This is a genomic window from Flavobacteriales bacterium (assembly GCA_020435415.1).
Classification (GTDB): domain Bacteria; phylum Bacteroidota; class Bacteroidia; order JACJYZ01; family JACJYZ01; genus JACJYZ01.
In genome coordinates, this window is sequence record JAGQZQ010000069.1 from 1 (window position 1) to 6,178 (window position 6,178).

The following is a 6,178-nucleotide window of genomic DNA, read 5'->3' on the forward strand; positions in this document are numbered from 1 at the left end:
GGCAACTTCTTCATGATCCCTGCCGGTGCCAGCATTATCCTGCTGTTCACCATGTTTCTGATGCTTTCCTACGCCCTCAAATTCTGGCTGCGAGGCTGGTCGTTTACCGTATATGCTCTTCTATTTCTGTTTATTAATTACATCGCACAGTTCGAATCATTCAACCCGGGTAACCGCGCCTATGGGCTTAATTATCAGAGCACGCATAAACCCGAATACAATGCTACCGCCCTGAAGGAGCTCAACTATCAGCGTCAGCTTCATGGGATGGATGTGGAAAACACCATCCAGATCCTCAATAACTGGAAAGAAAAAAACACAATTCGGAATGCAAAAGGCCAGGTCACAGCGAAACCGAAACTGATCATCGTTAATACAAGCGGAGGTGGATTGAGAGCATCGGTGTGGACATACCGCGCCCTGCAATATGCGGATAGTCTGACCAATGGCCAGCTATTGAAGCACACCATGCTTATCACAGGTTCGTCAGGTGGCATGGTGGGTGCTGCCTATCTACGGGAGCTCTACTTCAGATCACAGGTCAATGTTGACCCACCTAATCTGAACGATCATGAGTATATTGTGAATATCGGCAAAGACATTCTCAACCCCATGGCATTCAGCGTGGCAGTGAATGACTTTTTCCTGCGATTGCAGAAATTCGAATATGAAGGACAAATTTACCGGAAAGACCGGGGATATGCTTTCGAACAACAACTGATTGCGAATACGGGAAACATACTCAACAAAAGAATGAAGGATTACTCCATCCCGGAATTCAATTCACGTATTCCGATGATGATCTTCACCCCGAGCATTCTGAACGATGGCCGCCGGTTATACATCGCATCCCAGCCAATCTCTTACCTTACCCAGAACCCACCGTTTGAAAATCTTATCAACGAACCGTTGCTTGAAGGAATCGAATTCACGCGCTTCTTTGAAGATGCCAATCCGTACAATCTTCGTTTCACCAGTGCCCTGCGCATGAACGCATCCTTTCCTTACATTTCACCAATCGTTTCATTGCCCAGTGATCCGCCGCTGCAAGTGATGGATGCGGGATTACGAGATAACTTCGGACTCAAGACCAGTCTGAAATTCATATACACCTTCAGGGAATGGATTGCCAATAACACCAGCGGCATCGTGCTGGTTCAGGTCAGGGACCGCTACAAGGAATTCAAGATCGAAGAAAATCCGAGGGGAACCCTTGTACAAAATATGCTCAGCCCGATCGGGAAGATGTACGATAACCTGTTCATCACCCAGGATATGGACCACGACCAGCTGTTGCAGTATGCCAGTAAATGGTTTGAAAGTGGCATCGATGTGGTGAACCTCCAGATGTACAATGAAAAGGACGACAAAGTTTCTCTGAGCTGGCACCTCACCACAAAGGAGAAGAAAAAGATCTATGAGGCGGTTTACGATGAGATCAACCAGGGTGCCATATGGAAACTGAAAGGCATGCTGGAATAGGCTTCTGCTATGAAAGGATATAAAAAAACCCGTCGGCATGACGGGTTTTTTCGTTGGGGGTTTTCTATGCTTACTTCAATGAAGCTACTTGCTTGGCAATGCTTGATTTCAGGTTCGCAGCCTTGTTCTTATGGATGATGTTGGTCTTGGCCAACTTATCCAACATGGCGGTTACCTTCGGAAGCAATTCAGCCGCTTCTTTCTTATCAGTGGTGGTGCGCAGCTTTTTCAACACATTACGGGTGGTTCTGTGCTTGTATTTGTTGCGCTCCGCACGGGCTTCCGTGGTGCGAATTCTTTTCAGTGACGATTTATGGTTTGCCATAAAATTGCTTTTCTTTTTTCAAAACAAGGCTGCAAATATATGGAAAATGGATATCACCGACAAGTGTTGTGAGATTTTTAAAATATGATGGGGTGATATGTTAATGCGGTAATGTGTTAATGTGTTAATGTGTTAATGTGACGATGTGGTGATTTGGTGACCTGCCAGCCGACGGGTTAGCCATTGTACGGGCAGGCTGGTTTGAGATGTGATGAATTAATCTTGTCTGGTATCTATTATCTAGTGTCTTCTATCTATTGTTTTGCGTCGGGATTGCGACATGCCAACCATTGACTGCAATGCAAAATGGCTCACCCTCTTCATTCCTAATTCTTATTTCTTATTTCTTTCAGGTGTCCCTTCGGGATTACAAATAGGCCTAATATTGATCGCCGTACAAAATGGCACACCATCTTAATTCTTTCAGTATAAAGCCAGGTACCAATGTCCATGGTCCACAAACCACCTTCCTTCTCCCGTATGTACGGGATACGGCCTTGCTCCGTCATAGCGGCTAGGCAAAGGCGATGAGGGCAATACAAACCAGAAACCACAAACCAGAAACCAGAAACCAGAAACCTGAAACCCCAAACCTTAAACATCAATTTTTAAAGAGTCAGCCACTGCCGGCCATATCGATGGATAGTCAACAATCATTGCTATTATATCGTCATTTTGCTAATTTCGCACCCTCTGAACATGAACACCTAAAGCCCATCTTATGATATTCGATCTAGACATGATCAAGGCAGTGTATGCCCGTTTTCCCGAGCGCATTCAGGCAGCCCGGAATATTGTTAAACGTCCGCTTACCCTTTCGGAAAAAATTCTGTACACCCACCTGTGGGAAGGCAACGCCACCCAGGCTTTTGAACGTGGAAAATCCTATGTTGACTTCGCACCAGACCGCGTGGCCATGCAGGATGCCACCGCCCAGATGGCCCTCCTCCAATTCATGCAGGCAGGAAAAAAACAGGCCGCGGTGCCATCCACCGTGCACGCCGATCACCTGATCCAGGCACGCGTGGGCGCCGACAAGGATTTGCAGGAAGCCATCAACAAAAACAATGAGGTATTCAATTTCCTTTCTTCCGTCTCCAATAAATACGGCATCGGTTTCTGGAAGCCCGGCGCCGGTATCATCCACCAGGTGGTCCTTGAGAACTATGCTTTCCCCGGCGGAATGATGATCGGTACCGACTCACACACTGTGAATGCCGGTGGACTCGGCATGGTAGCCATTGGCGTGGGAGGTGCGGATGCGGTAGACGTGATGGCCGGCATGGCATGGGAACTGAAATTCCCCAAACTCATAGGTGTGAAGCTCACCGGAAAACTGAGTGGATGGACTTCCGCCAAAGACGTCATCCTGAAAGTAGCCGGCATCCTTACCGTAAAAGGCGGCACCGGATGCATCGTAGAATATTTCGGCGAAGGGGCACGCTCCCTGTCATGCACCGGTAAAGGCACCATCTGTAACATGGGTGCGGAGATCGGCGCCACCACGTCCACCTTTGGATACGACGAATCCATGGCCCGTTACCTCCAGGCCACAGGCCGCGCTGAAGTAGCGGAACTCGCCAATGGCATCAAAGAACACCTTACCGGCGATGCAGAAGTGTATGCCGATCCTGAGAAATATTTCGACCAGGTGATCGAGATCAACCTATCGGAACTGGAGCCACATCTGAACGGACCATTCTCCCCGGACATCGCCACACCGATCTCCAAAATGAAAGAGGCGGCAGAAAAGAACGGCTGGCCTACCAAGATCGAAGTAGGCCTGATCGGTTCCTGCACCAACTCTTCATACGAAGATATTTCCCGCTCCGCATCCATCGCGAAGCAGGCCAAAGACAAGCACCTCAAAGCCAAGGCACAGTTCACCGTGACTCCGGGCTCCGAGCAGGTTCGCTTCACCATTGACCGTGACGGATTCATCGATACGTTCAACGAGATCGGTGCGAACGTATTCGCCAATGCCTGCGGTCCATGCATCGGACAGTGGGCGCGTGAAGGTGCCGATAAAGGTGAAAAGAACACCATTGTACATTCCTTCAACCGGAACTTCGCGAAGCGTGCCGATGGCAATCCGAACACCTATGCATTTGTGGGATCACCTGAACTCGTTACAGCCATGGCCATTGCCGGTGACCTCGGCTTCAACCCGATGACAGACACTCTGACCTCCGAAGACGGCAGCCAGGTAAAATTCGATGAACCCACCGGTTTTGAACTGCCACCCAACGGTTTTGCTGTGGAAGATGCCGGATTCCAGGCCCCTGCCGCAGACGGTAGCAATGTTGAGGTCGTCGTAAAACCCGACTCCGAACGCCTCCAATTGCTCGACCCCTTCAAGCCTTGGGATGGTCAGAACCTCACCGGTGTACGACTTCTCATCAAAGCCAAAGGCAAATGTACCACCGACCACATCTCTATGGCAGGTCCGTGGTTGCGCTACCGGGGCCACCTCGACAACATCTCCAACAACACCCTCACCGGTGCAGTCAACGCATTCAATGATGAGACCAACAAGGTAAAGAACGTGGTGACCGGAGAATACGGTGAAGTACCTGCCGTACAACGCGACTACAAGGCCAAAGGCATTCCGACCATCGTTGTGGGCGACTCCAACTACGGAGAAGGTTCATCGCGCGAACATGCCGCCATGCAGCCACGTCATCTCGGGGTAAGAGCGGTGCTGGTAAAATCATTCGCCCGTATCCATGAAACGAACCTGAAGAAGCAGGGCATGCTGGCCATCACCTTCTCCAATGAAAGCGACTACGACAAGATCAGGGAAGATGATACCTTCGCCTTTACCGATCTGAAAGACTTCGCACCGGACAAACCGTTAACCCTGGAACTGCAACATGCAGACGGGTCAACGGAATCCATCAAGGTAAACCACACCTACAACCAAAGTCAGATCGAATGGTTCAAGGCGGGTTCCGCGCTTAACCTCATCAAACAAAATGAGAAACAAAGCGCCTGATCGCCGGCCGTCATGACCTTACAAAACGACCTGATCCTGCGGGCAGCCCGTGGCCTGGACACTGAACGGACACCCGTATGGCTGATGCGTCAGGCCGGTCGTGTGTTTCCCGAATACCGCAAGGTGCGTCAGCAGGCCGGAAGTTTTAAGCAACTTGTAGAGAACCCGGAGCTGGCATGCCAGGTGACCCTGCAGCCGGTGGACCTGATCGGTGTGGATGCCGCCATCCTCTTTTCCGACATCCTTGTGATCCCGGAAGCCATGGGACTACCCTACGAGGTGGTGGAAGAAAAAGGACCGGTATTCAACGAGTTCATCCGCACCGTCGGTGACATTGACAAGCTAAGGATCGCCGAACCGGAGTCCTCCCTCAACTATGTCATTGAGGAAGTACGCATGGCCAAGAAAGAACTGAATGGCCGCGTTCCGCTCATCGGTTTTGCCGGAGCACCATGGACCATCTTCTCCTACATGGTAGAAGGCAGTGGCTCGAAAACGTTTTCCACCGCGAGGAAATGGCTCTATACCCGTCCGGCAGAAAGTCAGCGGATGATGGACATGATCACAGCCTCCACCCTGGCCTACCTGAAAGCACAGATCGCCGCGGGTGTGGACATGGTGCAGATCTTCGATTCATGGGCCGGCATCCTGTCGCCGGAGCAATACCGCCAATTCGCCATACCGGCGTTGCAGTCCATCTGTAGCGCCATTACCGAAGTCCCGATCATCGTCTTCGCCAAAGGAGCTTACTTTGCGCTGGATGAGTTGATGCAGCTGCCCTGTGAAGTGATCGGTCTCGACTGGAACATGAACATCACCGAAGCCCGTGCCATGGCCGGCGACCAGCGGTCATTGCAGGGCAACCTGGATCCATGTCTGCTCTATGCCGACAACGACACCATCGTCAAGTCCACGCATGCCATGCTGGAAGCATTCGGTCCGACCGGCCACATTGCGAACCTCGGACATGGCCTATACCCTGACACCGATCCGGACAAGGTCCGGCTGTTCGCCGATACGGTAAAAAACTACCGGCATGCAAAAGGGTGATAAAAAGATCATCCGGGCCTGGGCCATGTACGACTGGGCGAACTCAGTCTACAGCCTGGTCATCACCTCAACCATTTTCCCGATCTATTACAGCGCAGTAACAACAGTTAACGGCAGCGACCAGGTGGAATTCCTCGGTCGCCAGTACACCAACACCGCCCTCCTGTCCTATACCCTGTCACTCGGATTCCTGGTCGTGACGTTGATTTCTCCCTTGCTTTCGGGCATTGCGGATTACAGCGGGATGAAAAAAGGTTTCATGCGCATGTTCTGCTACATCGGTTCTTCCGCCTGCGCCGCACTTTTCTTCTTTGACGGCAGCAACT

Annotated in this window: 4 protein-coding genes and 1 pseudogene (1 of these 5 cut by a window edge); 4 read left to right on the forward strand and 1 reads right to left on the reverse strand. The window is 51.0% G+C overall.

Annotation, left to right across the window (positions count from 1 at the left end; translation table 11 throughout):
* A partial coding sequence (locus KDD36_11020) for a hypothetical protein (GenBank protein ID MCB0397180.1) occupies positions 1-1,482 on the forward strand: 1,482 nt, incomplete at its 5' end.
* 70 nt (positions 1,483-1,552) lie between these two features.
* On the opposite strand, the gene KDD36_11025 is transcribed toward KDD36_11020, so the two are convergent.
* On the reverse strand, positions 1,553-1,807 hold the full coding sequence (locus KDD36_11025; protein MCB0397181.1) for a 30S ribosomal protein S20: 255 nt from the start codon (positions 1,805-1,807) through the stop codon (positions 1,553-1,555).
* A 721-nt stretch (positions 1,808-2,528) separates the two neighbouring features.
* Here KDD36_11025 and KDD36_11030 point away from each other — a divergent pair.
* The 3 genes and pseudogenes from KDD36_11030 to KDD36_11040 all read left to right on the forward strand — a co-directional run.
* Positions 2,529-4,802, forward strand: a complete 2,274-nt coding sequence (locus KDD36_11030; protein ID MCB0397182.1) for an aconitate hydratase — start codon at positions 2,529-2,531, stop codon at positions 4,800-4,802.
* A 12-nt stretch (positions 4,803-4,814) separates the two neighbouring features.
* Complete coding sequence (gene hemE, locus KDD36_11035; GenBank protein MCB0397183.1) at positions 4,815-5,852, forward strand: uroporphyrinogen decarboxylase; 1,038 nt, start codon at positions 4,815-4,817, stop codon at positions 5,850-5,852.
* A pseudogene (locus KDD36_11040) lies at positions 5,839-6,178 on the forward strand (MFS transporter); it runs 951 nt beyond the window's last position. Before hemE ends, KDD36_11040 begins: the two are co-directional and overlap by 14 nt.

Excerpts from the sequence above, each read along its gene's own strand:
- KDD36_11025 (MCB0397181.1), bottom strand. The coding sequence starts at position 1,807 with ATGGCAAACCATAAATCGTCACTGAAAAGAATTCGCACCACGGAAGCC.
- hemE (MCB0397183.1), top strand. The coding sequence starts at position 4,815 with ATGACCTTACAAAACGACCTGATCCTGCGGGCAGCCCGTGGCCTGGAC.
- KDD36_11030 (MCB0397182.1), top strand. The coding sequence starts at position 2,529 with ATGATATTCGATCTAGACATGATCAAGGCAGTGTATGCCCGTTTTCCC.